2 protein-coding genes and 1 pseudogene are annotated in these 3,298 nt (G+C 70.7%); all 3 read right to left on the bottom strand.

All coding sequences use genetic code 11. The features are described 5' to 3' along the window. On the bottom strand, positions 1-353 hold a 353-nt coding region (locus KUTG_RS39940), incomplete at its 3' end, for a DUF993 family protein (protein WP_043724415.1). Between the two features lie 117 nt (positions 354-470). Continuing rightward, complete coding sequence (locus tag KUTG_RS39935; protein WP_043732261.1) at positions 471-3,059, bottom strand: ABC transporter permease; 2,589 nt, start codon at positions 3,057-3,059, stop codon at positions 471-473. Further along, positions 3,059-3,298, bottom strand: a pseudogene (locus KUTG_RS39930) (ABC transporter ATP-binding protein); the annotation flags it as partial. The pseudogene KUTG_RS39930 and the gene KUTG_RS39935, both read right to left, overlap by 1 nt.

The raw sequence follows: 3,298 nt of genomic DNA, 5'->3' as shown, positions 1-3,298 counted from the left end.
GTCCAGATGGCCGCGGACAGCCGGCCGCCGACGGCCTTGGCCTCCGCGCCGGACCGGGTGATCAGCTCGCTGGCCAGCGGCCAGTCCAGGCCCATGCCGCGCTGCGAGGTGTCCTGCGCCTCGGTCACGGCCAGGCCGTGCGACCACAGGTGCCGGCGGAAGGCCATGGTGGCGTCCCAGTCCAGCGTGGCCGGGCCGTACTGCGCGTTGGGCGCGGTCGGGTCGGCCACGACGTGGGCGGCCGAGAACAGCGTGCGGCTGCGCAGCGCGGGGCCGCCGGGAGCAAAGGGGGAAGGCGTCTTCTTGGGCTCGAAGGCAATCAGGTTGCCTTCCGCGTCAGGGAGTTCGATCACAGCAGTCGCTCCGATGGGTCGGTCATGACTTCGCCGGCCCCTATTCCCTCACCGCACAACGACCTCCGGCCACCCCTGCGAGGCAGGAGTGGCCGGAGGCTCGTACAACTGGGGAAATCACTCGGGAACGGCGGCGTCCAGGGGCCGGCCGCGCAGTCGGAACCAGGTGGGAACCAGCGTGGCCAGCAGTGCGACCACGGCGGCGTAGGCGACGACCGCGAAGAACATCCACAGTGGACCGGTCGGGATCGGGCTGCCGGTTCGCCCGAGGCTGAAGGGAATCAGCGTGGACGGGGTGACGATGACACCGAGGATGATGCCGATCACGGCGATCAGCGCGCCCTCGTAGCCCATCATGGCCATGATCTGGCCGCGGGTGGAGCCGGTCAGCCGCTGCAGGCCGAACTCCTTGCGGCGGCGGGTGGTGGACAGGGCCAGGTTGTTGACGATGGTGATGGTGGTGTAGCCGGCGATCATCGCGACGATCAGGTAGCTGACCAGCGCCTGCGACTGGAGGTGGCCGGCGTAGGCGGTGGCCAGGGTGCTGCGGTCCGAGATGGTGCTGCCGGGCAGCGTGGTGGACAGGCCCGCGAGTGCGGTGCGGAGCTGGTCGACGCTCGCGCCGGGGGTGGCGCGAACCAGGATCTGGATGGGCAGGCCGGGCAGGGTGTGCGCGGCGAGCAGGTCGGCCGGCAGCAGGATCTTGTCGAAGCTGGGCTTGGTCGGGAAGGTGGCCACCAGCTTGACGTCGGCCGTGCCGCGGTCGCCCAGCCGCAGGGTGATGGAGTCACCCAGCTTCGCGCCGAGCTTCTTGGCGTAGTTGTCGGTCAGGGCAACGGTGTTGCCGGTCAGGTTGTTGAGGTCGCCGGTTGTGGTGGAGGAGACACCGATCTTCGACGCGGCGTCGGCCGTCACGCCCTGGATCGGCCAGCCGTCGAGGTCCTTGCCGCCCAACGGGTCGACGGGCTTCTCGATGAAACCGGTGCTGGCCACGAACTCCGAGGCGGCGTCCACGTTGGGCAGTTGCCGGACCTTGGCCAGCACGTCCGGGGTGAAGCCGGTGGCCCCGGACTGGAGGACGAGGTCGGCGTGCAGGTCGTCGGTGTAGGCGGCGGTGCTGACGTCCTGCTCGGTGGTGACCAGGTACAGGTTGGCGGTGGCGATGGCGGTCAGCAGCATCACCGGGGTGATCACCGCCGCCATCCTGGTGGCACGCTGACGGGCGTTGAGCGAGCCCAGGTAGCCGGCCAGGCCGGCGAACGGCCGCAGCAGCGGGCCGATGATCGCGGTCATCAGCTTGGCGATGGCCGGGCCGAGCAGGCCGAGGCCGACGGCCAGGCAGATCGAGATCAGCGCCGCCGGGGTGGCGGTCAGCGGACCGGTGACGGCGGTGAGCGTGACGAAGGACATCAGGGCGGCGATGGCGATGAACACCCAGGCCAGGATGACCCGGCCCCAGCCGAGACGTACCGGCTGGCTCTCCGCCTCCTGCAGCGCGGCGGTCGGCTTGGTGACGGCGGCCCGGCGGCCGGCGATGCGGGCGGCGCCGATGCTGGTCAGCAGCGCGATCACCATGGCCGCGACGATCGGGACCGGGCCGAGGTGGAACACGATGCCGTCCGGCGCGATGCCGCTGGACACGATCTTGTTGTACAGCCACTCGCTGGCGAAGTACGACGGCACGATGGCCACGATGGAGGCGATCAGCGACAGCGTGATCGTCTCACCGCGGATCATGCGGCGCAGCTGCTTGGGCGTGGTGCCGATGGCCCGCAGCAGAGCCATTTCCCGGCCGCGCTGCTGGTAGGCCAGCGCGAGCGTGGACGAGGCGCCGAACAGGCCGGCCATGATCGCCAGCAGGGTGAACACCGCGGAGGTGACCGTGAGGTCGGTGACCTTGAGGGTGTCCGGGAACTCGGCGTAGCCCCGCTGGTCGCCGGTGAGGACGATGGCGCTCGCGCCGGCGGCGGTGGTCAGCTTGGCGCTGAGCGCGGTGACGTCCTGGCCGGCGGCCGGGATGACGCCGATCGCGTTCACGGTGCCGGGCTCGGTGTTGTACTTCTGCGTGTCGGGATCGCTGAAGAAGATCGCCGCCTGCGAGACCGGGCCGGAGGCCGCGGCGATGCCGCTGACGGTGAAGCTCTGCGTGGCGCCGTGCACAAGAACGTCGACCGTCTGTCCAACTTGGACACCCGCCACCGCGGCGGACTCCGAGTCGATGACGATCTGGCCGGCCTTGGTCGGCTGGCTGCCGGAGGTCAGCGCGTACGGTGCGAGTTCGGCCGAGGACCAGCCGTGGCCGAGGGAGGTCGTGTCGGTCTCGACCCGAGAACCGTGGCCCTTGAACAGCTGTCCGCTCGACGTGACGGGCTTGCCGCCGGAGAGCACGACCGCCGGGAAGGCGACGTCGGTGATGGCCTTCTCGACGCCCGGCGTCTTGCTCACGGCGTCGACCACGGACTGGCTGACCCGGATCTGCTCGGCCAGCGTGTACGGGGTGGCCCCGCCGGGCAGGTTGTAGTTGGAGTTGCCGGCCACGATGATCGGGGCGGCGGCCAGCCGCTGCGGCGGCACGGCGTGCTGTGCGGAGGTCTGGACCAGGCCGCCGGCGGCCATCAGCAGGCCGGCGCAGAAGAACATGGCGATGAAGGTCGCGACGAAACCGCCCCAGCGGTACCGCAGCGAGCGCATGGCAAGGGTGAACATCACTTGCTCCCGGCGGCGACGGTGTTGCGGCGGGCGGCGACGAAGTTGCCGAGCTGGGTCATGCGCTCGGCCACCGACTCCGGGGTGGGCTGGTGCAGCTCGCCGGCCAGCTGGCCGTCGGCCAGGAAGACCACGCTGTCGGCGTGCGAGGCGGCCACCGGGTCGTGCGTGACCATGACGATGGTCTGGCCGGTGGTGCGGACGCTGCGGCCCAGCAGGGTCAGGACGTCGCGGGCGGG

The sequence above is a fragment of the Kutzneria sp. 744 genome, assembly GCF_000568255.1.
Lineage (GTDB): Bacteria > Actinomycetota > Actinomycetes > Mycobacteriales > Pseudonocardiaceae > Kutzneria.
Note: the sequence above shows the minus strand (reverse complement) of the source record. Positions and strands in the feature narration are given on the sequence as shown.